The sequence below is a fragment of the Campylobacter concisus genome (assembly GCF_050447445.1).
GTDB classification, from domain to species: Bacteria; Campylobacterota; Campylobacteria; order Campylobacterales; family Campylobacteraceae; genus Campylobacter_A; species Campylobacter_A concisus_BI.
Window position 1 is genome coordinate 1,335,125 of record NZ_JALMFW010000001.1, and the last position, 25,596, is coordinate 1,360,720.

Sequence of the window (25,596 nt, forward strand, 5' to 3'; positions counted from 1 at the left end):
TTTAAATTTTTTAAAAATTTTTATTACCAAATTTAATGTAGAGTTTTTTATTAATAATATTTTAAATATTTTGCTGTTAGATTTACAAAATTTTTAAAATCACAAAGGTATTTCTATGATGAGTTTATTAAAAGTTGCTGGCTTTTTGCCCTACCTTGCGATCGCATTTTTAAATGCAAGCGTCGATCTAGCACACAAAATCACCATACAAAATGTTCTTTTAAAAACATACGATGGCGACATACTTTTTATCTTAACAGCCGTCATAAACGCAATGATCTTGCTGCCATTTATCTTTTTATTTTCGCCCTCAAGCTTTATAAACGATAAATTTGCAAAAATAAAGGTCATAAGAATTTGTGCCATTTTTGGCGTTATTATCAGTGTAGCGGTGCTTTTTAGCTATCTTGCAGGCGCTTTTGGCGTAGCCTTTGCTTTAACGCTCATACTAGCCGCCCAAAGTGCTATCTACTCACCAGCAAAATACGGCATCATTAAAGCCCTGGTCGGCCCTGAGCGCCTTGGCACAGCAAATGGCATCATTCAAGCACTTACCATCGTTGCGATACTTTTTAGCTCATTTTTATTTTCATTTATATTTGAAAATTTATACATTCAAGGTGAAAACTCAGAAGAAATTTTAAAAAGCGTCTATCCTATTGGCATCTTTTTGGTTGTTTTTAGCGCGCTTGAAGCATACTTTGCCTATAAGTTACCTTGCATTGATGAAAAAGACGAAACAAACGAAAATTTTGATATTAAAAAATATATTCGCCTTAGCTATTTAAGAGAAAATTTAAAAGAAGTAAGGTCAGATAAAAATATCTGGCTAAGCATCGCTGGACTTAGTATATTTTGGGGAATTTCTCAGATCATCATCGCAGCTTTCCCGGCTCATTACAAAGCCGTTTTTAACGACGACAGCTCGCTAGCGGTGCAGGCGATCCTTGCAGCAAGCGCCATAGGCATCGCATTTGGCTCATACGTGGCTGGCTCTATGTCAAAGCTTCACATCGAGCTTGGCATCGTGCCGATGGGCGCTATTGGTATATTTTTTTCGCTTTTATTTTTCGCATTTGGCTCAAGCATTGGCGTAGTGAGCCTTAGCTCATTTGCATTTGGCTTTTTTGGTGGAATTTTTATAGTACCGCTAAATGCGATGATCCAGTACTTTGCCCCGCAAAAGACCACCGGCAAGATAATGGCGGCAAACAACTTCTTACAAAACGTCTCAATGCTGCTATTTCTAGCTATTGGCATAGGCTTAGTATATTTTGAAATTTCAACCACTGGGCTCTTTGTCTTTACAGCCCTTGTTTGTTTGATCGGTAGTTTTTACGCTATTTTGCAGCTTCCGCACCTTTTTACAAGGCTACTTTTATTGCCATTTTTAAAGACAAAGTACCGATTTTTCGTTGAGGGGCTTCAAAATTTACCACAAAGTGGCGGCGCGCTACTTCTTGGCAACCACATCAGCTGGATAGACTGGCTCGTGCTTCAAGCAGCCAGCCCAAGGGGCATAAGATTTGTCATGTATAGAACGATCTACAACAAATGGTATCTAAAGCAAATTTTTAAATTTTTCAAAGTGATCCCGATAGGTGCAGGGGCTAGCAAGGAGTCGATCGAGCTTGTGCGTGAGTGCCTAAAAAACGGCGAAGTGGTCGCACTTTTCCCAGAGGGCCATATCAGCTACAACGGCCAGATAAATGAGTTTCAAAAGGGCTTTGAGCTTATCATCAGAGATCTAGAAGAAATTTGCATCGTGCCATTTTATCTTCGTGGCCTTTGGGGCTCGAGCTTTTCAAGGGCTAGTAAATTTTATAAAGACCTCACTTCTAAAAACGGCAGACGCGACATCATCGTCGCATTTGGCAAGCCAATAAACACATTTATAAATGCTGCAAAGATGAAGCAAAAGGTACTTGAGCTTAGCTTTTCATCGTGGGAGAGCTTTATCTCAAGGCAAAAACCACTAACCGAGGAGTGGCTAAATAACGCAAAAGAGGATAAATTTAAAGAGTGCGTGAGCGACAGCACAGGTCTAAATTTAAGCAACTTGAAATTTATAACAGCTGTTTTAGTCTTTATCAAAATTTTCAAACGTGAGCTAAAAGATGAGAAAAATATAGGCATTTTATTGCCTAGCTCAAGCATCGCAGCCATCGTAAATATGGCGCTTCTTGCAATGGGCAAAGTGAGCGTAAATTTAAACTACACACTTAATGTTACTTCGCTAAATTACGCCCTAAGAAAGGCAAATATAAACACAGTTATTACATCTAGCAAATTTCTTGAAAAGCTCGCACTTAAGGGCTTTGATCTAAAAGATGCGATGAGCGGCAAGGCTAAATTTGCAGAAGATCTCTCAGCTAGCGTCTCCAAAAAAGAGAAATTTTTAGCGCTTATAACGGCATTTTTTGCTCCAACTTGGCTCATTAAGCTTTGCTATTTTAAGCCAGTGAGCTTAGAAGATACGGCTACTATTTTATTTAGTAGTGGCAGCGAGGGCGAGCCAAAAGGCATCGAGCTAAGCCATAAAAATTTACTTGCGAACATTAAGCAAATAAGCGAACTTCTAAATTTCAAAAAAGATGATGTGATCTTAAACTCACTCCCTGTTTTTCACTCATTTGGCCTAACAGTCACCACACTTATGCCACTTTGCGAGGGGATAAAAATGGTAAGCGTGCCTGACCCAACAGACGGAGCGACTATCGGCAAAATGGCCGCAAGACACAGCGCTAGCATCATCTTTGGCACCTCGACATTTTTTAGGCTCTACACCAGAAACAAAAAGCTTCATCCGTTAATGTTTCAAAGCGCTAGAATGGTCGTAGCTGGGGCTGAAAAGCTAAAACCTGAGATAAAAGATGAGTTTAGACTCAAATTTGGTATAGAAATTTATGAGGGCTATGGCGCGACAGAAACGGCGCCGGTGGCTGCTGTAAATATGCCAAATATCCTAGAAAAAGAGAGCCTAAAAGAGCTTACATTTAATAGACCTGGCAGCGTTGGCATGCCTCTGCCTGGCACGATCATCAAGATAATCGACCCAGAGACGCTTGAAGAGCTAGAAACTGGCACCGACGGTCTCATAGTGATTGGCGGCTCGCAGGTGATGAAGGGCTATCTAAACGATGAGGCCAAAACAAGCGATGTTATCACGCAAATTGACGGCGTCAGATACTATAAAACTGGCGATAAAGGCCACATCGATGAAAACGGCTTTGTATTTATCGTCGATAGGTATTCGAGATTTGCCAAGATAGGTGGCGAGATGATAAGCCTTGGCAGTGTCGAAGAAGAGCTAGCAAAGGTGCTTGGAAGCGAAGTTGTCTTTAGTAGCGCAAACGTGCCAGATAGTAAAAAGGGTGAAGCGATCGCGCTTTTGGTAAAAAGCGGCACAGAGCCCAAAAATTTAGAGCAAATTTTAAAAGAGAGCAGCCTAGCTCCGATCATGATGCCAAGCTATATATTTATCGTTGATGATATCCCAACACTTGCAAGCGGCAAGGTTGATTTTAAGGGGGTGAAAGCTCTAGCGGTCTCACTTTTAGCGGAGTGAGGCACCGCCCTCTTTTTTCGTGATAAAATGCACCAAAATACTACCCAGATTGCAGTTGCGACTGATATTTGCATAAATCTTAAAAATTTTTCTTTTTTGCAAATTCCATTATTGATTTTATTTTTTCTATAAGGAATTTTGTATGAAATTTTCTAGTGCTTTTAAATTTGGTGCAATTCGTGCGATTGTTTGCTAAATTCTGCCTTTACAAAATTTTACTAGCATATCATAAAAGATGATGCCATACAAATAGCGAACAAATGGACTATAACGTAGAAAAAGGTAACAAAGAGCTGCTAATTAAGATAAATTTTGCCCTAAATGAGCTTAGCAAAGAAGGAGCTTTAAGCGAAATTTCGCTTAAATACTTCGGCAAAGATATTTCTAAATAAGGAGAATCAATGAATTTTAAGCCCATTTTTGGCTTGATCGCAGGTGCTTTTTTAGCTTTAAATTTAAATGCTTCAACTATCAAAAAAGGCGAACTTATAGTCGCAACTGAAGGTACTTACTCACCTTACTCATTTTATGATGAAAAGGGCGAGCTAGTGGGATATGACGTAGATATCGCAAGAGCGGTAGCACAAAAGCTAAATTTAAAAGTCGAGTTTCTAACAGCTCCTTGGGATGCGATGCTTGCGGCTTTTGATGCTGGTAAGGCCGATGTTGTATTTAATCAAGTAAGTATAAATGAAGATAGAAAGAAAAAGTACGGTATGAGCGTGCCTTACACTATGCCATATCCGGTAATTGTCGTGCATAAAGACAATAACGACATCAAAAGTTTTGCTGATCTAAAAGGCAAAAAGAGTGTGCACTCTGCGACTAGCAACTGGGCAGCGATAGCCGAGAAAAACGGCGCAACAGTGGTCGTAGCTGATGGCTTTAGCAAAGGTGTGGAGCTTATCATCTCAAAAAGAGCTGACGATACGATAAACGATAACGTTACATTTTTTGACTACATCAAACAACGCCCAAATGCACCACTAAAAATCGCATACACAAGTAACGAGCCGATGCCAACAGCTGCAATTGTTAAAAAAGGCAACACTGAACTACTAGAAGCGATAAACAAAGCTCTTGATGAGCTAACAGCTGAGGGCAAGATAAGTGAAATTTCGATGAAATATTTTGGAAAAGATATTTCAAAATAAAGGATCAAAATGAAATTTACTAATTTATTAAAAGTAGTAGCTGTGCTTGCGATGGCTTTAAATTTACAGGCAAAAACTATAAAAGATGGCGTGCTAACAGTAGCGACTGAAGGCACTTACGCGCCTTTTACATTTTATAATGACAAAAATGAGCTAGTGGGATACGACGTAGATATCGCAAGAGCGGTAGCGCAAAAGTTAAATTTAAAAGTTGAGTTTCTAACAGCTCCTTGGGATGCGATGCTAGCAGCATTTGACGCTGGTAAGGCAGACGTTGTATTTAATCAAGTAAGCATAACTGATGAGAGAAAGAAAAAATATGCTTTTTCAGTGCCTTATACTGTAACATTTGGCGCTATCATCACTAGAAAAGATAATAACGACATAAAAAGCTTTGCTGATCTAAAAGGCAAAAAAGATGCCGACTCAGCGACTAGTAACTGGGCGAAAGTAGCTGTAAAATACGGTGCTGAACACGTCGTAACAGATAGTTTTGCTAAAAGCATGGAGCTTCTTATATCAAGACGCGTAGATGCTGTTGTAAGAGACAACATCGTATTTTACGACTTCATAAAAGAGCGTCCAAACGCACCTGTAAAGATAGCCGCCTCACTTGATGAAAAAGACTACACAGCAGCAGCTGTTAAAAAAGACAACGCCGAACTTGCAGAGCAAATTTCAAATGCTCTAAACGAACTTTCAAAAGAGGGCAAACTAGAAGCCATCTCAAAAAGCTACTTTGGCAAAGACGTCTCAAAATAAAATTATAAACCAACAAGGCAAAAATGGAAAATTTAGATAGAGTGATCGAGCTTGTTTCAAGCTCGACGCTACCGATGATCATCGCACTTTTAAAGGTGACGATCCCGCTTACATTGCTCTCGTTTTCGCTAGGGCTTGTCATCGCCATTATCACAGCAGTAGCAAGGCTTTCAAATATAGAAATTTTAAAATTTATATTTGCCACCTATGTTTGGATGTTTCGTGGCACGCCGCTTCTTGTGCAGCTTTTTATCGTATTTTACGGACTTCCTAGCCTCGGCGTCACACTTGATACTTGGAGTGCGGCGACTATCGCATTTAGTCTAAACGTGGGCGCTTATGCGTCTGAATCTGTAAGGGCCGCCATACTTTCTGTGCCAAAAGGTCAGTGGGAGGCTGCCACATCGCTTGGCATGACGCACTATCAAATTTTAAAGCGTATCATCGCGCCTCAAGCAGTTAGGATCTCGTTGCCGCCGCTTTCTAACACATTTATAGGCCTTGTTAAAGATACTTCACTAGCAGCTTCTATAACGATGGTTGATATGTTTATGGTCGCTCAAAGGATCGCAGCAAGGACCTTTGAACCACTCATCCTCTACATCCTAGCAGCACTTATCTATCTAGTAGTTTGCACACTCTTAACCTATCTTCAATCAAGGCTTGAAAAAGCTGTCTCAAGGTATGTCTAATGGCTATAAATTTTAAAAATATAAGCAAATCTTACGGCGATCATTTGGTGCTAGACAACATAAACACAAGCTTCAAAGAAGGACAAACGACCGTGATCGTTGGCTCATCTGGTTGTGGCAAATCAACGCTTCTTAGATGCATAAATTTACTTGAGATCCCACAAAGTGGCATTTTAGAGGTAGATGATAGAGCTGTAAATTTTAAAGAGAAGCTTAGCTCAAAAAAGCTTTTAGAAATTCGCAAAAAAACAGGCATGGTTTTTCAAAGCTTTAACCTTTTCCCACACCTAACAGCGCTTCAAAATGTCACCGAAGCTCCGATCTACGTTCAAAAAAAGGATAAAAACGAAGCGGTAAAAGAGGCAAAAGAGCTTTTAGCTAAAGTGGGGCTTAGTCACAAAGAAGGTACCTATCCAAACAGGCTCTCTGGCGGTCAAGCACAGCGTGTAGCCATCGCTAGAGCCCTGGCTGTAAATCCATACTTTTTACTGCTTGATGAGCCTACAAGCGCGCTTGATCCAGAGCTTGAAGCCGAAGTTTTAAAGGTTATTTTATCTCTTGCAAAAGAGAAAAAGTCTATGATCATCGTCACTCATAATATGAATTTTGCTAGAAAGATAGCTGATAGAATTTTGTTTTTAGATAAAGGCATGATCGCATTTGATGGCTTGGTAGATGAGTTTTTTAATAGCCAAAACGAAAGAATAAAAAGCTTCATCTCGGCTATGGATATATGAAAATTTTAGCTAGAAAATCTAGCTAAAATTACATTAAGCAAAGTGAGGTTTTATCTGCTCGATCCAAGCTGAAATTCTACCCTCAGTTTTGTCACTTTGGTTATCAGCATCAAGTGCTAGACCTACAAATTTTCCATTTCTTGCAGCATCAGAGCCATCAAATGTATATCCATCAGTGCTAACCTCACCAACTACCTTTGCACCAGCTTTTACGACCTCACCATAAAGCTTTGCCATACCGTTACAGTACTCATCAGAGTAGCTCTCGCTATCACCCATGCCAAAAACAGCGACTGTTTTTCCGCTTAGATTTAACGCTTTAAAGTCAAACGCATCCCAGTCATCTTGAAGATCACCACTGCCCCAGGTTGATGTACCAAGGATGAGCTTATCAAAGCTATTTAGTTTCGCTGCATCTACGTCAGCAACGTTTAAAAGCTCATTTTCAAGGCCTAGACCCTCACTTATAAGTTTCGCTGCATCTTCGGTATTTCCCATGCTGCTTCCATAAACTATACCTATCATTTTTATCCTTTTTAAAAAATTTTACTAATAATCATATAAGGCACAAGCTTGATCAAACCTCTCGCATAACAGTGCCTAACCTCAACGTGTCGCCTAAATTCCTCATTTCTAGGAAAAACAATATAAACCATCTCACACTCGTGACCAAGCACACCGACGGCTCTATCTATATCGTCGTTTAAATTTCTCATATCATCAAAGCTCACTTTTTTAAAGCTTGGCATGACGCTGAGCAAATTTTTGCCATCTTTTTTGACCGAAATGAGGCTGCCATTTAGCACGACCTCTTTATCTTGATGGCGGAGGCGTATTTTATCATAAACAAATTGACAAAACATCTGCGCTGCATCGATACAAAGCTCAAATTTACCGCTTGCGTAAAGCATTTTTATCATCTTTGCAGCTGGCATCTTTGGCTCTTTTGCTACAAATTTTATCTTCGAAAAATCACCGTTTAAATAAGCATTTATGATGATATTTGAGGGAAGGCAAAAGCGATCTACTGGTTTAAAATTCAGACATTTTTCACGAAGTAAGAAATTTATCCTGGCCTCAAAAATTTCTTTGAAATTTAGAAATTTAGCGTAAGAAAGCGGAATCTTCAGCTCGCCTTCTACGCCAACATTATAAAGTGCGATGAAAATTTTTGCACGTGAAAGCTTGTCAAGCTTTGCAAAAATACTTGGAGTTATTTCGCCAATATCTGATAAAAGTCCGAATTTCATCGATTATTCTTTGCATCCAAATTCCTTATCTAGGCCAAAGACCTTGCAATACTCGCAAAATACGCAACTAACGCTTCTTTTCGCACAAACGATAGGGATATTTCTCTTTTTTGCTTGAGTTTTAATGGTCTTCATCGTATTGTGGTTTAAAAAACTAGTTAGCATCACCACGCACTCGGTGTCTTGAGGTATTGGCTTGCGATTTACGCGATTTTCATTTCTAGCATCCCAGTGTTCTATCTTTTCGGCTCCCAAATCATGTAAAACTGCCTTGATAGGCGTTATCTCATCTGCACCGATAACTAAAACTGACATAATAAGCTCCTAAAATTTATTCATTTTCTGATAATGATTATAAGGAAGCTTAACTAAAATTTTTCTTAGTTATGATATTTATTATCACTTATATGTAGAAATTTGTAACGTTTTACTTAGATATTTAAACATCTAAACTCTTTTAATCTTAGATACCGTAAACAAAAATATGATAAGTCCGCTTGTGGCAAAAAAACTACCAACATTGCCGATATTTTGCTCGCCTAAATGAACTATCGTCTGATGCCCTATTAGCGCCCCTGCTCCGATGCCTATGTTATAAATAGCCGAAAATATCGCCATTGCAGCGTCAGTAGCATTTGAGGCTAAATTTAGTACTTTTATTTGAAAACTCATATTTACACCAGCTATGCCAAGCCCCCAAATAAAGGCCAAGACTAGCATTAAAACTTCATTTTTAGCAATAAAATTTAACACAAGCAAGCAACATAAAATAAGCATAATAGAAATTGCTGAAAATGCATTTGGAATAATCTTATAAAATTTAGAGAAAAGCAGGCTTGCAACTACACCAGCAACGCCAAATATAAGCAAGAATATTGTGATAAATTTTCCATCAAAGCCACTGATATCTTTTGCAAATGGCTCAATGTAGCTATAGGTGCTAAAATGCGCACTTATGATAATTGCAGTTAGTAAAAATACGACCATTAAAAGGCCATTTCTTACAAGCTCTGGCAAGCTTTTAAGCGAGCCTGAGTTTTTACTTGGCAGAAGTGGCAAAATTTTATATAGCCAAGCTCCAACACCAACAGCAAAAATTCCGATCAATCCAAAGGTCACACGCCAACCAAGTGCGTCACCTAAAATTCTTCCAAATGGCAGACCAAGTATCATCGCTAGTGATGTGCCAAGAGCTAGCAATCCAAGAGCTTGCGAGCTTTTATTTATCGGTGCTAGCCTAACAGCAAGTGAAGCAGTGATAGCCCAAAAAATAGCATGGGCAATAGCTATCATCAACCGAGCAATAATTAAAATTTTAAAATTCCAAGCAAAGACGCAAAGCGTATGAGCTACAACAAATACGATAAAAACTTTTAAAAGAAGAGATCTTCGTTCTAAATTTGCAGTTAAAAGCATAAGCGGTAAAGAGAGTATAGTGACGCTCCACGCATAAATCGTGATGATAAGACCGGTATCAGCCGTGCTCATATCAAAATCTTTTGCAATATCACTTAAAAGTGGCACTGGAACAAACTCAGTAGTGTTAAATATAAAAGCACAAAAAGCAAGAGCTATAACCCTTAAATAGGCTACCCTATGAACACTTATCAAATTTTATCCTTAATTTTATTTTTTCATTACGGTAATGGAAATTTGCTTAAAGTTAGTAATTTAAAAGGCAAAATTCTCAGAATTTATTAATGACATAGATTAATAGTAGATTTTGGAAACTATCTCTATAATAAAAGATTTTTAAAAAACATAAGAAAATTTAAGGCGGAAAAATGGCTAAAATAATGAAAACTATGGACGGAAACGAGGCTGCGGCGCACGCGGCTTACGCATTTACCGAGGTTGCGGGCATATACCCGATCACCCCTAGCTCGCCGATGGCTGACTACACCGATATGTGGGCAGCTCAGGGTAAGAAAAATCTATTCGGCATGCCGGTTAAAGTCGTCGAAATGCAAAGCGAGGGCGGAGCTGCGGGCACCGTGCACGGCTCGCTACAAGTAGGCGCACTAACTACGACATACACGGCTTCGCAAGGCCTTTTGCTAAAAATCCCAAATATGTACAAGATCGCAGGCCAGCTACTACCAGGCGTCATTCATGTAAGCGCGCGCTCTATCGCAGCCCAGGCGCTTTCTATCTTTGGCGACCATCAGGACATTTATGCCTGTCGCCAAACGGGATTTGCTATGCTAGCAAGCGGCTCCGTGCAAGAGGTCATGGATATCGCGGGCGTCGCGCATTTAGCGGCGATCAAGGGTCGCGTGCCGTTTTTGCACTTTTTCGACGGATTTCGCACGAGCCACGAGATACAAAAGATCGAGGTGCTTGACTACGCGCACTTTGATAGGCTTCTTGACCGCGAGGCTCTGCAAAAATTTAGAGACGAGGCGCTAAGCCCTGAAAGCCCGAAGACTCGCGGTACGGCGCAAAACGACGATATCTACTTCCAGACGCGCGAGCTAGCTAACCGCTACTACGACGCGGTGCCTGATATCGTGGCCGAGTATCTAAAAGAAATTTCAAAAATCACGGGACGCGATTATAAACCGTTTAATTATTACGGCGATCCGCACGCTACGCGCGTCGTGGTCGCGATGGGTTCGGTAACGCAAACTCTCGAAGAAGTGGTCGATCACCTACGCGCAAAGGGAGAAAAAGTGGGCGTGCTAAAGGTGCATCTATACCGTCCGTTTAGCCTAAAATACCTCTTTAACGTGATGCCTGAAACGGTAGAAAAGATCGCTGTGCTAGACCGCACAAAAGAGCCCGGAAGCCTCGGCGAGCCGCTATATCTGGACGTCAAGGCGGCGTTTTACGGACGCAAAAATCAGCCCGTGATCGTAGGCGGACGCTACGGCCTAAGCTCAAAGGACGTCGATCCAGCTCAGATGCTAGCCGTCTTTGAAAATTTAAATTTAGAGGGGCCTAAAAACGGCTTTACCGTCGGTATCGAGGATGACGTGACATTTACCTCGCTAAAAGTCGGCGAGAAAATTTCGCTAAGCGACGCAAGCGTGAAAGAGTGCCTATTTTACGGCCTTGGCGCGGACGGTACCGTGGGAGCGAATAAAAACTCCATCAAAATCATCGGCGATAAAACCGAGCTTTACGCGCAGGCGTATTTTGCCTACGACAGCAAAAAATCAGGCGGCTACACACGCTCGCATCTGCGTTTCGGTAAAAATCCGATCCGCTCGACCTACCTCGTCTCAAATCCGCACTTTGTAGCCTGCTCGGTTGCGGCGTATCTTGAAATTTACGATGTGATAGACGGTATCCGCGAGGGCGGAACGTTCCTGCTAAACTCGATCTGGGGCGCCGAGCAGACGGTCGCTAAACTGCCTAATAAAGTAAAGAAAATTTTGGCCGCTAAAAAGGTAAATTTCTACATCATCAACGCCACCAAGCTAGCTCGCGAAATCGGGCTAAAAAACCGTACGAACACCATCATGCAGTCGGCGTTTTTTAAACTTGCAGACATTATCCCGTTTGCCGACGCGCAAAAATACATGAAAGAGTACGCGCACAAAGCCTACGCCAAAAAGGGCGAAGCGATCGTGGAGATGAACTACAAGGCCATCGATATGGGCGCAGACGGGCTGGTTAAGGTCGCGGTCGATCCTGGCTGGGCAAATTTGACGGATGACGCGAGCGCGGAGGAAAAATACGTCGGCGACGAATTTATAGAAAAAATCGTCAAGCCTATCAACGCCGCTAGGGGCGATAGCCTACCCGTTTCGGCGTTTGTTGGCTTTGAAGACGGACATTTTAAATCAGGCACGACGCAATACGAAAAACGCGGCATCGGCGTCACGGTGCCTAAGTGGATCGAGGGCAACTGCATCCAATGTAACCAGTGCGCCTTCGTCTGCCCGCATGCGGTGATCAGGCCGTTTCTCATCGACGAAAACGAGCTCGCTGCCGCGCCGCAAACCGTGCAAGATCACGTCCTAGACGCAAAAGGCAAAGAGGTAAAAGGGCTAAAATACAAAATCCAAGTTAGCCCGCTTGACTGCACGGGCTGCGAGCTGTGCGCTCAAATTTGCCCAAGCAAGGAAAAATCGCTCGTCATGGTGCCGCTAGCCGAGGAGATGGAGCGATACGAGCAGGAAAACGCCGATTATTTATTTAAAAAAGTAACCTACAAAGACGATCTAATGAGCAAAGATAGCGTCAAGGGCGTTGGTTTTGCGCAGCCGCTATTTGAGTTTCACGGCGCATGCCCCGGATGCGGCGAGACGCCTTATATCGGGCTTGTTACAAGACTGTTTGGCGACCGCATGATCGTGGCAAACGCCACCGGATGTAGCTCGATCTACGGCGGCAGCGCGCCTTCGACGCCTTATACGACGAACAAAGAGGGCAAGGGCGTAGCGTGGGCGAATTCGCTATTTGAGGATAACGCGGAGTTTGGCATGGGTATGAACGTCGCGGTAGAGACGCTACGCCACCGTATCGAGGACGTGATGCTACGCACCAAAGACTCCGCGCCAAATGCCCTAGCCGCGCTATACTCCGACTGGATAGCGCACAAAAACGACGGCGAGAAAACGACGCAAATCGCTAAAATTTTAATGCCGATTTTGGAGCAAAATTTAAGCGTAGAGGGCGTAAAAGAAATTTTAGAGCTAAAAAGATACCTCGTCAAAAAATCCCAGTGGATCATCGGCGGCGACGGCTGGGCGTACGACATCGGCTTTGGCGGTCTTGACCACGTGCTAGCTAGCGGCGAGAACGTAAACGTGCTCGTGCTTGACACCGAGGTCTACTCAAACACCGGCGGCCAAAGCTCAAAATCTAGCCGCGCGGGCTCCATAGCGCAGTTTACCGCTAGCGGCAAGCCGATGCAGAAAAAGGATCTGGGCTACATCGCGATGACCTACGGAAACATCTTCGTAGCTCAAATCAACTCAAACGCGAGCCAAGCAAACACGATAAAAGCCATCGCCGCAGCCGAGGCCTACGACGGACCTAGCCTCGTGATAGCGTATTCGCCGTGTATCGCGCACGGTATAAAAGGCGGCATGGCCTACTCCGGAGGTCAAGGCGAGCTAGCGACCAAGTGCGGCTACTGGCCGACCTACGTCTACGATCCGCGCCTAATCAAAGAGGGCAAAAATCCGCTCAAAATGACCTCAAAAGAGCCGGATTGGTCGCTTTACGAGGAGTTTTTGCTAAACGAGGTTCGCTACAACTCGCTTAAAAAAACTAACCCGCAGCACGCGGACGAGCTGCTAGCTAAAAACAAAGCCGACGCGCAAAGACGCTACCGCCAGCTAAAACGCCTAAGCTTGGCTGACTTTAGCGACGAGATCGAGTCTAGAGCGCCTGAAAGCGCCGAGGATACCCCTACCGGAGCAACAGCCGAGTAAAGAGTAAATTCTCCCACTTAAATTTATCATGTGGGAGAATTTTGTTTTTAGATAATTTCACTTAAAAAAATTAAATAAACCACAAACAAAATAAGTAAGTTTCTAAATCCTTAAAGTGAAATTAAGTCGTAAAAAGTCAAAATCGCATATCTTAAAACAAGTAAAAAGGAGCAAAGATGCTTATTACTATAATTGTCGTTGTTATTGCCTTATCGGCTTATATTATTAAAATATATAATAAACTACAATCAATGATGCAAAACATCAGAGAGAGCTTCGCAAATATCCAAGCTACGCTCAAAAAACGTTTAGATCTATCAAATCAAATAATAGATATAGCCAAAGATTATGCAAGTAGCGAACAAATGATTCAACTTGGCATTTCTGGAAATGGGGTCGCAAAAGTAGCTGCTTTGGCTCAAGCCTTTCCGGAACTAAAGGCTAACGAAACATATCAAATGCTAATGTCGCAGTTAGAAAAAATTGAGAGCGAACTCCTAAATAAACGTGAAAGCTACAATGCTGAGGTAAAAAGCTATAATTCTTATAAAAATGCGTTCCCGCAAGTCCTAATAGCCTCAAAACTATCTTTTGAATCAGTCGCTTATTTTGACATTAATGATGAGGACTTTAGTGAAAATTTAAAAATATTTAAAAAAGATGATTCGGCTAGAATACAAGAAATTTTAAGTGACTCTAATAAGAAAATCACCGATATTGCAATGAATGCGAAAAAGATGATTAACGATAAAATTTCAAATAATCCAAACCAAAAAGAGTAACTTTTTATAAAATAATAAATGGTTTAAATGGCTAAAATTTTAAAAGAGATAGATGAATCAAATTAGTCCATTTAAACCGATTTTTGATAAAAATTCTAAAATTTTAATCCTCGGCTCCTTCCCTTCCATCGTTTCTCGTAAATTTGGCTTTTACTACGCAAATCCGCAAAATCGCTTTTGGCGGGTACTGGTCGGGATTTTAAACGCTCCGTTGCCTACAAATACGGATGAAAAGATAAATTTTCTGTTTGACCACCACATCGCTATCTACGACGCTGCGATCTCGTGCGAGATAAAGGGCTCGAGCGACGCCAAAATGACCGCCGTGGTGCCTGCAAATTTAGAACCGATCTTTAAAACCGCAAATATCACGCAAGTCTACGCAAACGGCGGTAAGGCGCACGAAATCTGCGAAAAATACCTAAAAACTCAAATTTTAAACGCAACGGGTAAAGAACCCGTCAAGCTACCCTCGACTAGCTCGGCGAATGCAAATTTTAGCTTTGAAAGGCTAGTACAAGAGTGGACGGTCATCTCGGAGGCACTAAAAGACGGCTAAATTTGACGCAAGTCCTAAAATTTAACTCATCCGAAATAATCGCACCTTCACCTTAAATTTAGTTTCAAATTTTAAAATCACCAAAATCAAACAAAGCAGGAAAAACCGTGAAAATCCTAAAATTTCTATTTTTACTTCCGCTTCTAGCCATCGGTGCGCAGGCGCTGGAGCCAAAAATCGTAATGAAGCCCGAAGCAAGCCTAAAAAACGGGTTTTACTACGTAAAAGGTAGGCTCTACGACGGTACGCTAAGGATGCTTCGCTACAGTGCCGAGGACCTATATGACGTAAATGCGATGGGCATGGTCTATCCGAGGCTAAAACCCCTGCCACCAACGCTCATACGCGAGATCGACGTGCAGGGCGGCATGGCGGTGCGTACAGGGACTATTTTGACGGCAGAGACAAGCCCTCAAACGAATATCCCCTAAAAAACGGCGTCCGCGAGGGCACGGCGAAGCACTACCACGCAGATAGCGGCGCTCTGATGGGCGAGAGCGAATACAAAAATGACGTCCGCGACGGGCGTTATCGCCGCTACTATTTTGACGAGGGCGGCGCGTTAAAGCAGGAGGGCGTTTTCAAGGCGGACAAGCGAGAGGGCATTTTTACGGACTATTACGTTAGCGGCGAGGTTAGCGCGCGCAGCCCGTACGCGGGCGGACTGCGAAACGGCGAGGACTTTGACTACTACAAAAGCGGTAAAATTCGAGGCGTGCGAACCTACAAAAATGACAAGCGAGAAGGCGCGGAGACGTGGTACTACGAAAGCGGTGCCGTGGAGGAGACGGGCGAGTATAAAAACGACCGCAAAAACGGCGTTTGGAAGCGATTTTACAAAAACGGCAAAACGCGCGTGGTAGAAAATTACAAAGACGGCGAAAAGGACGGCGTCGCGCGCGAATACTACGGGGGCGGTAAGCTACGAGGCGAATACGAGTGCAAAGACGGCCGCCAAACGGGCGCGGGGCTGGACTACTACGAGAGCGGGGCGCTGGCGGCAAAAGTGATGTTTAAAAACGGGCGCTATCACGGGCTGTACGAGGAGTATCACGAAAACGGCAAGCTAAAAGCCAGAGTGATGTTTGAGGACGGGCTGGAGGTCGGCGAGGCGCGCCACTACTACGCAAACGGCAAACTCGAAGCCGAGGGGGAGTTTGAGCGCGGTAGGCTCATCCGCGCCAAAAAATACGACGAAGCGGGTAAGCTAATCAGCGATAAGTCGGGTAAAGACGGACTGCCGAGGGAGTAAATACTAAAATAAGTTGTTACTGGCATCATTTGAATTTTTACCAAACCAAACATTTACGTCCTTTTGTATTTTGTATATTTTAATTAGCTTTAAATCACACTACAATAGTCGTACTTAATATTAAAATTTTATATTTATCTTTTGCATCTTAGTCATAAAAGCAGCAATCTCATTTATAAAATCATCAAAAAAGCATTAAAACCACTGGGCGAAGATAGTTTTATCGAGCTTATGATAGACAAACACTGGATAGAAAGCGATGTAAGAGAAAATAAAGCTGGCGGAGCATTTTTTGTAAGTTTGCCAAAATTTAAGCAACCAAGAATTTTTACCACCTACATGAATACTCTTTCGCACTTAATCCAGCAAGCTCATGAGCTGGGGCATGCTTGGCACTACTACTTGATGCGTGATCTTCCGGTTTTAAGCGCAAATTTTACTAAAAAACGTATTTTTTAATATCACGCAAACATCGTATAACACGTACCAGTCAGACGTATTGCAATGCTTTTAGCCACGTTGTTGTCGCGAAATTTTAACTCGCGGTCGCAAAAGACGAGGCTAAATTTGATATTCGCCTGGGCTTAGCTCTCCTCGTAAAAGCTTGCCAAAGCGCGCAGCTGCGGCATCTACGGCATCGTCGCCAAACTCGCCCGGCTCAAATCCGCTACTAATAAACGGCACGGCAAACTCCATCCCGCAGTAGTTTGCCGCGATCTTAAGCGGCGTTAAAATTTCATCCAAGCTAAAGCCGATCGCGCCCTGTTTAGAGTATTCGCTAAGCGGAGTACTGACGCTTAGCGCAAGCTGCAAGACCTTGCCTTTAAGCGCGCCGGAACCCACCAGCTCGTGCGAAAAGACGATGTCGATATAGGCTTTTAGCATAGGCGGCACGTTTAGCCAGTGCATCGGGTACAAAAATACGATGCGCTCGGCAGCCGCTAACGCGTCTTGCTCTGCGCGGGCGTCTATGCGCGCGATATCTAAGCCGTAAAGCCCCTCCAAATGCCGCACCTTAGCGTCCGCTGCGGCCTTTGCTACCTGAGATAAGGCTTTGTTTACGCGCGATGCGGCGAGATTTGGGTGCGATAAAATCACAAGAGTTTTCATGTTGTTTCCTTTGTTAAAATTTGCGGAATCATATCGCTAAAAAGCTAAAAGTAGATTAAAAATGCTTGCCAGAGCGAGACTTTTACAAGCAAGAAAGCAAAAAATTACATTTTTATAAAACAGACAACTATATCTACAACTATCCTTATAGCGTCGGTTATCTGCTATCACAATTCTTTCTAAGTGAGTTTAAAAAAGATGAAGCAAAATTTTGCAAAATTTATAAACAATTTTTAATAGAGTGTGGCACAAAAAGCGTGGAAGAGCTAATGAAAAAACACTTTAAAAAAGATACGACAAAGTGCGAATTTTGGCTGATTGGCATAGATGAAGCGCTAAAAAATTTAGATGAGTTTAAAAAGGTGGTGGCTGTATAAATTCACTAGTTATCTTAAACGCTTTATCTTTTTTCGAGAAATTTTATAAATTTTTGATGGAGTATCTTCGAAAAAATGATCATCTACTATTTCATCAGCCACGCTCATAGCCCAAGCTTCATTAAAATTTTGTCCATTTTTGTTCGCACTACTTGAATAAAGCCAGTCAAATTTAGCTAAAAATTTTTCGTGCTCGCACTCTTTTACGACTCTAATAGCCTTTAAATTTGGATACAAAAATGTAGTTTTTCTTGAACGGCGTATAAAATTTTTATACTTTTTTGGCACTCTAACAAGCTCATTTAAAACGCTAAATTTTGCCGTCGTGATAAGACAAGGTTTATTCTCATCACGCATTTTGGCCTTATTTATCTCTTTATAATCTTTACTCAAAAAGCCAGCTGTCGTATCAGTTTGTGCTAGAAATATCATATTTTTTCTCTTTTTGATAGTAAAAATATACAAGAGATTATTAGAGCAAATCCTAAAAAATCCCAAAATACAAATTTTGTTCCAAGCCAAAAGTAGCCAAAAAATGCCGCACTTAGTGGCTCTATGCAGGCTATTAAACTAGCTTTTGATGCGCCTATTAGCTTAACACCTATCATATAAAAGCTAAATGCAAAAATGGTGCCAAGCGTAATAACAGCAATAAATGCAAGCCATTGATTTATCCCATTAAGCCCAGCAAAATCCCAAACTCTCATATAGCAAGCAAGTACTACTCCGCCCATAACCATGCCCCAGCCAAGCGTGAGAGTGACTGAATATTTAGCATTTAGTCTTGCTGGAGCAAGATTATAAACACAAACGCAAACGGCACTCGCCAAGCACCAAAACAAGGCCTTTGGCGAAATGACAAGAGATGAAATTTGAGCATGTGTGCTCAGGAAAAATACGCCAAGCATAGCTAAAAATAGAGCTAAAATTTCAAGTTTTCTTGGGAAACGTTTTTCTTTTATGCAAATGACCATTAAAATTAAAGCAGGAGCAGTGTATTGAATAACAGTCGCAACTGCGGCATTTGAAAGCTCGATGGAGTAAAAATAAGCGTACTGTGTCATCATAAGCCCAAGTATGGCATAGACTAAAAACTCGCTAAGGAGCTTTATATCTTTAATCGGAGCAAAAACGGCACTTGGTTCTTTAAAAGCATAAAAAATCACAATAACAATGCCAGCTAGCATCAGTCTATATGGCACCAAAAAATCAGAATTTATACCAAGTGAAAATAGATACTGCCCACAAACCCCACTAAATCCCCAAAGGATACCGCCAACTAAAGTAAGGAGTATCCCAAGACGATGAGTATTCATTAAATTTATCTATCTTTATGAAGCTGTGCATCTTTGCCATAATACGGCGAGTATGGTCCATAAAGTATGCAGTTATGGCAATCTCTTGAAAATAAATAAGCGTCTGCCATCACTGCTAGATCATACGATCTATCTGAGATGGTATTTGCCACCTGTGAGATGACAGCTGAGACTAACATGCCAAGTAGGCTACTTTGGCCGCTACTGCTATCTTCTGCTGCCATAGCACTGCCTTGCCAAAGAGTAGCGCCGCTTTTTATATCGATAAGCTTTGCTTCAAGAATAACCTTTGTTGAGCTTGAGATGACTGCATAGCTCGTACCATAATCTTTTATATTTATGTAAAGCACACTATCAGCATGGAAAATTTTATCGAGCTTATTTAGTGGCACGGCTGCGATCTCACTTGGCTCGGTTATGCCATTTAGCTTAAAGGTATCATTTACAAGAGCCACTGGAAATACATAGTATCCGGCCTCACTTAGTGGCGCGACTGCATTTGCTAAAACTGCTGCTGGACCTGAAATTTCTGTGCTATCGTTTGTTGGCATAAGCACTAAGATAGAGTGAGGTCTTTTTTGTAAAAATTCTGAGTAGTCGTATGGCTCAGGCTCTTTTATAGAGCAGCCCGTAAAAAATACTACCAAAAATATAGCGGCTATAAATTTCAGGCTATTTTTCATTATTTGCCCCCTCTTTTTGCTCTACTTTTTTTTGGAGTTAAATTTTTAGAGCCTTTGATGAAATTTATATACTCCCTTGACTCTGGGAAATTTTGCACTTCTTTGTCAAAATTTGCATTTGCAGCACCTAAATTTCCATTATTTAGATACAAAAGTCCAAGGTGTGCGTATACGCCAGGAGCGATCTTGTAACCCTTTTGTGTTGAGATCTGCACCAGATTTTCTAAGCGTGAAATTTGCTCGTTTGTATCACCCTCTTCATTTAGATAACCATATAGCGAGCTACTATATGATCCATCCCAATAATAAAGTGATCTTGGGCCACTTGAGTGACCGCAACCAGCTAAAAATATGGCAAAGAGCGCAAGGCTGGCAAGCTTTATTTTACTTGCCATGCTCCACTTTCTATGCCATTTACTAGATTATTTACCGCTTCAATAATAGCTAGACTTAAAACCTTGCCATTTAGCGTAGAGTCGTATCCTGCTGTGCCGCCAAAGCCAATGATCTCTCTGTTTGAAAGGGTGTATTCGCCAGCGCCGCTAACCGAATAGACAACCTCAGCCGTTTTGGTATCAACGATATTTAAATTTACCTTTGAATAGGCAGTTTGTTGCTTGCCTTTGCCAAGTATGCCAAATAGCTGATGATCACCTGTTGTCTTGCGACCAAACTCTGTCACATCACCAGTGATCACGTATCGTGAGCCTTTTAAATTTTGAGCCTCTTTGCTTAGCTCGCTCTCTTGTTTTATGACTTTCATATTTGATCTATCAAGAACTAAAAATCTGCCACTTTGCTGTAAATTTGTGATCAAAATGCTTTGGGCTTGGTTGCCAAGCCTATCCTCGCCATCAGCAAATACACCATTTTGGTAAGCTGATTGATTATTAAATCGACCTATCGAAACTGAAATTTTTTGGCCATTGTAAACTGTGCCGTAGCTTGCTACTTTTGGAGTCTCAACAACCCTTGAACTCTCACTCGCACATCCAGCAAAAAGAGCTGCCGTAAGCAAAACTGCACCAAATTTAAATACATTTTTCATTTTTTATCCTTTGCGACAAAATCGCTTGTATATTACTAAATTTCTTTTTAAATAGCTTTAAATTTCATCCATGTGCCTTTTAGGTATCTAATCGTAAAAAGCACCGCCTTTACGGCCCAGTCAGCAAACATTGCAAACCAAGTACCTATCATGCCAAGATCAAATGTAAGTGCAAAAATATAGGCCAAGATGACTCTACAAGCAAACATACAAACTAAATTTACAATCATCGGATATTTAGCATCCCCTGCAGCACGAAAAACGGTCGGATATGTGTAGGCAAGTGGCCAAATAAGACACATAGCGATACCGTGATACCAGACGATCTGCCTTGTTAAATTTATGGCTTCTTCCGAGAGATTATAAACAAGAAGCAATGGCTCAAGTAAAAGCAAAATTACTGCTGTGCTAAAAAGCTGGACAATATAGATGCTTATCATCGACTTTCTTGCGTAAAATTTAGCCTGAGCAAAGTCGTTTGCGCCAACGCACCTTGAGATAACTACACTAAGTCCTGTGCCTATCGCCATGCCAGGGAGTACTTGAAACATCACGATCGTCCCTCCCACGGCATTTGCAGCGATACTTGCCGTACCAAAGAGTGAAACAAGGCTCAAAACGATGATGCGACCCACATAAAACATCGAATTTTCAAAGCCATAAGGTACGCCGATATTTAAAATTTTCTTGATGATCTCGTAGTCAAATTTATAGATAAAACTCTTTCTTATGTGAAGTTTTAGCCTTATATCAAGAAGCAAATAGACTATAACAAAGCAAGCAAGCATCTTGGCTATAAGTGTACTTATGGCAATACCTAAAATACCAGTATGAAATGTATAAATACTAATGGCTGTTAAAAGTACATTTAATAAATTTGCAGCCGCCATAATATACATAGGAAGCTTTGCGTTTGACATCGTGCGAAAGATCGCCGCAGCTGCTGCATAGACAGCCAAAAATGGCGCAGAAATAGCTGAGAAAACAAGATAGTGACTAGCATCATGCCTTACTTGCTCACCAATATCGCCAAAGACATAATCTAGGATAATATCTTTTAAAACTATGATGACCGCTGCGATAAAAAGGGCAAAGATAAAACTAAACCAAACGAGCTGATTTGCTGTGATTTTGGCATTGCCACTTTGTTTATTACCAAGATACTGGCTAGCAACCACTGAGCCGCCAGTAGCGATAGCAGTAAATATGCTAATAAATAGCGCCATGACAAACTCCACAAGACTAATCGCACTTACAGCGCTTTCACTAACACTTGCTGCCATTAGCGAGTTTGCAAGCCCTAAGCTATACTCTAAAAACTGCTCAACCGCAATAGGGAAAAATAGCTTCGCAAGGTCGGCATTTGAGAAAAATTTTGTATTTTGATCTTTGATTTTGTTTACCATGCTTCCCCTAAGATAAACTTAAAAAAAATTTAATATATTTAAGCCAAGATCTGCTTTTTGCAAATCCTGACTTAAAAATTTTAGTGTCTTGAAAGATAATTTGTATCGTAGTTATTGCTTAAAAAGTCTTTGTTTTCCATCATAGCGATGTGAAAATCTTTTGTTGTTTTTATGCCATTTATTATGAGCTGATCAAGAGCTACTTTCATCTTATGGATCGCCCTATTTCTATCAGTATCCCAAACTACGAGTTTGCCGATCATACTATCGTAATACGGCGGTATAGAGTAGTCTTGATAGATATGGCTATCCATTCTTACATTGCGGCCACCTGGGCAGACATATTTTGTGATCTTGCCAGGACACGGAGTAAATGTATTTGGATCTTCAGCTGTTATCCTACACTCGATCGCATGACCTTTTAGCTCGATGCTCTCCTGTGATGGTAGTGCCTCACCTTCAGCCACTTTTATCATAAGCTCGATGATATCAAGTCCGCTTACCATTTCGCTCACTGTGTGCTCAACTTGAAGTCTTGTATTCATCTCGATGAAGTAAAAGTCTAAATTTTTATCAACCAAAAACTCAAAAGTACCAGCTCCCTCGTAACCGATCGCTTTTGCCGCTTTTATGGCTGTTTCGTGAAGTCTCTCTCTTGTCTTTTCATCAAGCAAAATAGCTGGGCTTTCTTCGATCAGCTTTTGGTGGCGACGCTGCATAGAGCAGTCACGCTCTCCGATGTGAAGCACATTGCCATGGCTGTCGCCAATTACTTGAACTTCGATATGGCGTGGATTTAGGATATATTTTTCCATATACATTGTGCCATCACCAAATGCGCTCATCGCCTCGCTCTCAGCCGACCAAAATGCCTTTTCTAAATCCTCTTCACGTTCAACCACGCGCATACCACGTCCGCCACCACCTGCGGCAGCCTTTAATATGACTGGATAGCCTATCTTTTTAGCTAGCTCTTTTGCAGCCTTTGTGTCAGCCACAGCACCGTCTGAGCCAGGGATGACTGGTACGCCAGCTCTTTGCATGACTTGCTTTGCCTTACTTTTATCGCTCATCAAAGCCATCGCAGAAACACTTGGTCCTATAAATTTGATCTTGTGATGTGAGCAAATTTCAACAAAATTTTGATTTTCACTTAAAAAGCCATAACCAGGAAAAATAGCGTCTGCTTCGCTGATCTCAGCTGCACTTATGATAGCTGGGATATTTAGGTAGCTATCGCTTGAGCGCTCTTTGCCGATACAAATGGCTACGTCAGCATATTTTACGTAAAGTGCGTCTTTATCAGCGGTTGAATAGACTACAACGGCTTCTTTACCCATCTCCTTTATCGTTCGCAAAGCACGAAGGGCGATTTCGCCTCGGTTTGCGATTAAAATTCTTTTTAATTCCATTAATTTTTCTCCACGCCAAATAACGGCAATCCAAACTCAACTGGCTGTCCGTCAGAGACTAGCATCTCAGTGATCTGGCAGTCAAACTCAGCCTCGATCTCATTCATGATCTTCATAGCCTCAATAATACCGACTACATCACCCTTTCTTACTCTTTGACCTACTTTTACGAATGGAGCCGCGCCTGGGCTTGGAGCAGCGTAAAAAGTGCCTACCATAGGAGATTTTATGCTATCTTTTGGCGTATTTGATGCTGGTTTTACCTCTGAGCTAACGACTACATTTACAGGCGTTGGTGCTGGAGCTGCTGCTTGTGCTGCTGGCTTGGTAGGCGCACAATAATCTGCAAATTTCTCAAGCTCTACTTCAAAATCACCGCTTTTTATCTTGATATGATTCATCTCCATATCATTAAAAAATTCGATAAGCTCTTTTATGTCTTCTTTTTTCATAGAAATTTCTCCTAATTTTTTATATAAGCGTCTAATTGTAGCGAAAAATAGATAAAAAAAATTTTTATAAACAAAAAACAAGAGTTCAAGATCGCTCTTTTGGCTAAGCTAGTTTAAAAATATTTTTTATTTTTGTGCGGTAATTATCTTGATATTTTTAGTATCAACTAGACTTTTATCGATAATTATTTCATCTATTTGTTTTGCTATTATCAGGCCGCTTTTAGGATTTTTTATACTTTTTATGGCTCCGTTTATACTCACATCAACACTTGAATACTCAAACGCAAGACTTGTATCCATAAAAATACAATCTTTTACGACCAAATTTTCCACGTAACAAAGTGCCTGCAAGCTCTTTATCGTGCAGTTTATGAGCGTCACATTTTTTGAGTTCCAAGCCAGATATTCGCCTGAGATTAGGCAGTTTTGCGCGTTCACGTTTTCGCAGTTCCAAAAAGTATCTTTTGAGATGAGTTTTGAGTTTGTGATGCGAAGGTTTTTGCAGCTATCAAAGCAGTAGTTTCCGTCTAAATTTAGCCCATCGATCTCTAAATTTTCGCTATTTGCCCCGAAGTAATCCCCTTTTGCAAAGACATTTTTTATCTTCACATCCGTGCATCCCCAAAGTGTTTCACTAGCATCTGAAAAATTTATATTTTCTAGCGAAATTTGCGAGCTTTTTCTAAAGCTTTTTGGAGCGTTGATGACCACGTCTTTGAAGCTTAAATTTGCACTGTACCACATGCCAGCCCTTGCTAGAGGCTCCAAGTATCCGCCATTTAGCGTGACATCGCTTGCGTACCAAAGTGGGTATTTGTAGGCAAAAACGCACTCATTTAGCTTTAAATTTGAGCTGTGCTTTAGTGGCGATTCACCATCTTCAAAGATGCAGTTTGTAAAATTTACACTTTTTGCCCCAAACATCGCACGCTCGCCAGTAAAAATTTCTGCATTTTTCTCTTGCATTTTTGTCCTTTATTAATTTTTGCTGTTAAAATTATACTAATTTTCATCTAATTTATTCGCTTTATTAAATTTACTTTAAAGACGCAAAGCGTTATAATCGCCCAAAAAAGGAGCAAAAATGGGTTTAAAGTCAGACTCTTGGATAAGAAAAATGTCTGTTGAGAAAAATATGATCGTACCGTTTGCCGAGGAACAAGTCGGACGCGGCGTCGTTAGTTACGGCGTTTCTAGCTACGGCTACGATATCCGCGTTGGTGATGAGTTTAAAATTTTTACAAACATCGGCGGAACCGTGGTCGATCCCAAAAATTTCGATGAAAAAAACGTGGTAGACTTTAAAGGCGACGTCTGCATCGTCCCGCCAAATTCATTCGCTCTAGCGCGCACGATCGAGTACTTTAACATGCCCGATAACGTACTAGCCATCTGCCTAGGCAAAAGCACCTACGCAAGGTGCGGTATCATCGTAAACGTCACGCCTTTTGAGCCCGGATTTAAGGGGCACATCACGATCGAGATATCAAATACAACGCCACTTCCTGCAAAAATTTATGCGAACGAAGGCATCGCGCAGGTGCTATTTATCGATGGTGATGAGCCTTGCGAGGTAACCTATGCTGACAAAAATGGCAAATACCAAGCCCAAGAAGGCATCACATTGCCAAGAATTTTGAAGTGAT

Annotated in this window: 28 protein-coding genes; 14 read left to right on the forward strand and 14 right to left on the reverse strand. The window is 41.5% G+C overall.

The window, feature by feature from the left end:
- The first annotated feature begins 115 nt into the window (after positions 1-115).
- From MTT30_RS06885 to MTT30_RS06910, 6 genes are all read left to right on the forward strand, one after another.
- Positions 116-3,568 (forward strand): acyl-[ACP]--phospholipid O-acyltransferase, encoded by a 3,453-nt coding sequence (locus MTT30_RS06885; RefSeq protein WP_429801444.1) that lies wholly within the window; start codon positions 116-118, stop codon positions 3,566-3,568.
- A 260-nt stretch (positions 3,569-3,828) separates the two neighbouring features.
- Entirely contained in the window at positions 3,829-3,960 is a 132-nt protein-coding gene (locus MTT30_RS06890; protein ID WP_429801445.1) for a hypothetical protein, read from the forward strand.
- Between the two features lie 9 nt (positions 3,961-3,969).
- Positions 3,970-4,722 carry an amino acid ABC transporter substrate-binding protein gene (locus MTT30_RS06895; RefSeq protein WP_429801446.1) on the forward strand — a complete coding sequence of 251 codons (753 nt, stop codon included), beginning with the start codon at positions 3,970-3,972 and terminating at the stop codon, positions 4,720-4,722.
- A gap of 9 nt (positions 4,723-4,731) precedes the next feature.
- A complete protein-coding gene (locus MTT30_RS06900; protein WP_103576605.1) occupies positions 4,732-5,484 on the forward strand; it encodes an amino acid ABC transporter substrate-binding protein in 753 nt (250 codons plus the stop codon).
- Positions 5,485-5,507: 23 nt separating this feature from the next.
- Positions 5,508-6,176, forward strand: a complete 669-nt coding sequence (locus MTT30_RS06905) for an amino acid ABC transporter permease (protein WP_429801447.1) — start codon at positions 5,508-5,510, stop codon at positions 6,174-6,176.
- Positions 6,176-6,913 carry an amino acid ABC transporter ATP-binding protein gene (locus MTT30_RS06910; protein WP_429801448.1) on the forward strand — a complete coding sequence of 246 codons (738 nt, stop codon included), beginning with the start codon at positions 6,176-6,178 and terminating at the stop codon, positions 6,911-6,913. The genes MTT30_RS06905 and MTT30_RS06910 overlap by 1 nt, the downstream gene beginning before the upstream one ends.
- 33 nt (positions 6,914-6,946) lie before the next feature.
- Here MTT30_RS06910 and fldA read toward each other — a convergent pair whose 3' ends face one another.
- The 4 genes from fldA to MTT30_RS06930 form a co-directional block, all read right to left on the reverse strand.
- Positions 6,947-7,438: a flavodoxin FldA gene (gene fldA, locus MTT30_RS06915; protein WP_429801449.1), complete on the reverse strand. Its 492-nt coding sequence runs from the start codon at positions 7,436-7,438 to the stop codon at positions 6,947-6,949.
- Between the two features lie 11 nt (positions 7,439-7,449).
- Positions 7,450-8,163 (reverse strand): hypothetical protein, encoded by a 714-nt coding sequence (locus MTT30_RS06920; protein WP_429801450.1) that lies wholly within the window; start codon positions 8,161-8,163, stop codon positions 7,450-7,452.
- 3 nt (positions 8,164-8,166) lie between these two features.
- The gene (locus MTT30_RS06925; protein WP_002939277.1) at positions 8,167-8,478 is read right to left on the reverse strand and encodes a DUF2325 domain-containing protein; all 312 of its coding nucleotides are present in this window, start codon (positions 8,476-8,478) and stop codon (positions 8,167-8,169) included.
- Positions 8,479-8,610: 132 nt separating this feature from the next.
- Complete coding sequence (locus MTT30_RS06930) at positions 8,611-9,774, reverse strand: sugar transporter (RefSeq protein WP_429801451.1); 1,164 nt, start codon at positions 9,772-9,774, stop codon at positions 8,611-8,613.
- Between the two features lie 173 nt (positions 9,775-9,947).
- Between MTT30_RS06930 and nifJ the strand changes: the two genes are divergently transcribed.
- The 6 genes from nifJ to MTT30_RS06960 all read left to right on the forward strand — a co-directional run bounded on the left by nifJ (position 9,948) and on the right by MTT30_RS06960 (position 16,602).
- On the forward strand, positions 9,948-13,550 hold the full coding sequence (gene nifJ, locus MTT30_RS06935) for a pyruvate:ferredoxin (flavodoxin) oxidoreductase (RefSeq protein WP_429801452.1): 3,603 nt from the start codon (positions 9,948-9,950) through the stop codon (positions 13,548-13,550).
- A 176-nt stretch (positions 13,551-13,726) separates the two neighbouring features.
- Complete coding sequence (locus MTT30_RS06940) at positions 13,727-14,332, forward strand: LemA family protein (protein ID WP_429801453.1); 606 nt, start codon at positions 13,727-13,729, stop codon at positions 14,330-14,332.
- Between the two features lie 52 nt (positions 14,333-14,384).
- Positions 14,385-14,891, forward strand: a complete 507-nt coding sequence (locus MTT30_RS06945; protein WP_429801454.1) for a DNA-deoxyinosine glycosylase — start codon at positions 14,385-14,387, stop codon at positions 14,889-14,891.
- A 107-nt stretch (positions 14,892-14,998) separates the two neighbouring features.
- Entirely contained in the window at positions 14,999-15,322 is a 324-nt protein-coding gene (locus MTT30_RS06950; RefSeq protein ID WP_429801455.1) for a hypothetical protein, read from the forward strand.
- Between the two features lie 284 nt (positions 15,323-15,606).
- Entirely contained in the window at positions 15,607-16,143 is a 537-nt protein-coding gene (locus MTT30_RS06955) for a toxin-antitoxin system YwqK family antitoxin (protein ID WP_429801456.1), read from the forward strand.
- Positions 16,144-16,284: 141 nt separating this feature from the next.
- Complete coding sequence (locus MTT30_RS06960; RefSeq protein WP_054197178.1) at positions 16,285-16,602, forward strand: hypothetical protein; 318 nt, start codon at positions 16,285-16,287, stop codon at positions 16,600-16,602.
- A gap of 102 nt (positions 16,603-16,704) precedes the next feature.
- On the opposite strand, the gene MTT30_RS06965 is transcribed toward MTT30_RS06960, so the two are convergent.
- Entirely contained in the window at positions 16,705-17,253 is a 549-nt protein-coding gene (locus tag MTT30_RS06965; protein ID WP_054197179.1) for an NAD(P)H-dependent oxidoreductase, read from the reverse strand.
- Positions 17,254-17,318: 65 nt separating this feature from the next.
- On the opposite strand from MTT30_RS06965, the gene MTT30_RS06970 reads away from it, so the two are divergent.
- Positions 17,319-17,630, forward strand: a complete 312-nt coding sequence (locus MTT30_RS06970) for a hypothetical protein (protein ID WP_103583463.1) — start codon at positions 17,319-17,321, stop codon at positions 17,628-17,630.
- Positions 17,631-17,639: 9 nt separating this feature from the next.
- On the opposite strand, the gene MTT30_RS06975 is transcribed toward MTT30_RS06970, so the two are convergent.
- The 9 genes from MTT30_RS06975 to MTT30_RS07015 form a co-directional block, all read right to left on the reverse strand.
- The gene (locus MTT30_RS06975; RefSeq protein WP_103583218.1) at positions 17,640-18,062 is read right to left on the reverse strand and encodes a Sua5 YciO YrdC YwlC family protein; all 423 of its coding nucleotides are present in this window, start codon (positions 18,060-18,062) and stop codon (positions 17,640-17,642) included.
- Positions 18,059-18,946 (reverse strand): DMT family transporter, encoded by an 888-nt coding sequence (locus tag MTT30_RS06980; RefSeq protein WP_429801457.1) that lies wholly within the window; start codon positions 18,944-18,946, stop codon positions 18,059-18,061. Before MTT30_RS06980 ends, MTT30_RS06975 begins: the two co-directional genes overlap by 4 nt.
- A 5-nt stretch (positions 18,947-18,951) precedes the next feature.
- Positions 18,952-19,629 carry a DUF799 domain-containing protein gene (locus tag MTT30_RS06985; protein WP_429801458.1) on the reverse strand — a complete coding sequence of 226 codons (678 nt, stop codon included), beginning with the start codon at positions 19,627-19,629 and terminating at the stop codon, positions 18,952-18,954.
- Positions 19,629-20,024 carry a DUF4810 domain-containing protein gene (locus MTT30_RS06990; protein WP_429801459.1) on the reverse strand — a complete coding sequence of 132 codons (396 nt, stop codon included), beginning with the start codon at positions 20,022-20,024 and terminating at the stop codon, positions 19,629-19,631. The genes MTT30_RS06985 and MTT30_RS06990 overlap by 1 nt, the downstream gene beginning before the upstream one ends.
- The gene (locus MTT30_RS06995; RefSeq protein WP_429801460.1) at positions 20,009-20,677 is read right to left on the reverse strand and encodes a CsgG/HfaB family protein; all 669 of its coding nucleotides are present in this window, start codon (positions 20,675-20,677) and stop codon (positions 20,009-20,011) included. Before MTT30_RS06995 ends, MTT30_RS06990 begins: the two co-directional genes overlap by 16 nt.
- A gap of 47 nt (positions 20,678-20,724) precedes the next feature.
- Positions 20,725-22,083 carry an MATE family efflux transporter gene (locus MTT30_RS07000; protein WP_429801461.1) on the reverse strand — a complete coding sequence of 453 codons (1,359 nt, stop codon included), beginning with the start codon at positions 22,081-22,083 and terminating at the stop codon, positions 20,725-20,727.
- 80 nt (positions 22,084-22,163) lie between these two features.
- The gene (locus MTT30_RS07005; protein WP_429801462.1) at positions 22,164-23,495 is read right to left on the reverse strand and encodes an acetyl-CoA carboxylase biotin carboxylase subunit; all 1,332 of its coding nucleotides are present in this window, start codon (positions 23,493-23,495) and stop codon (positions 22,164-22,166) included.
- Positions 23,495-23,947 (reverse strand): acetyl-CoA carboxylase biotin carboxyl carrier protein, encoded by a 453-nt coding sequence (gene accB, locus MTT30_RS07010; RefSeq protein WP_429801463.1) that lies wholly within the window; start codon positions 23,945-23,947, stop codon positions 23,495-23,497. The genes MTT30_RS07005 and accB overlap by 1 nt, the downstream gene beginning before the upstream one ends.
- A gap of 126 nt (positions 23,948-24,073) precedes the next feature.
- Complete coding sequence (locus MTT30_RS07015) at positions 24,074-24,916, reverse strand: DUF3737 family protein (RefSeq protein ID WP_429801464.1); 843 nt, start codon at positions 24,914-24,916, stop codon at positions 24,074-24,076.
- A 118-nt stretch (positions 24,917-25,034) separates the two neighbouring features.
- Here MTT30_RS07015 and dcd point away from each other — a divergent pair, with 118 nt between their 5' ends.
- Positions 25,035-25,595: a dCTP deaminase gene (gene dcd / locus MTT30_RS07020; protein WP_429801465.1), complete on the forward strand. Its 561-nt coding sequence runs from the start codon at positions 25,035-25,037 to the stop codon at positions 25,593-25,595.
- The last annotated feature ends 1 nt before the right edge of the window (position 25,596 follow it).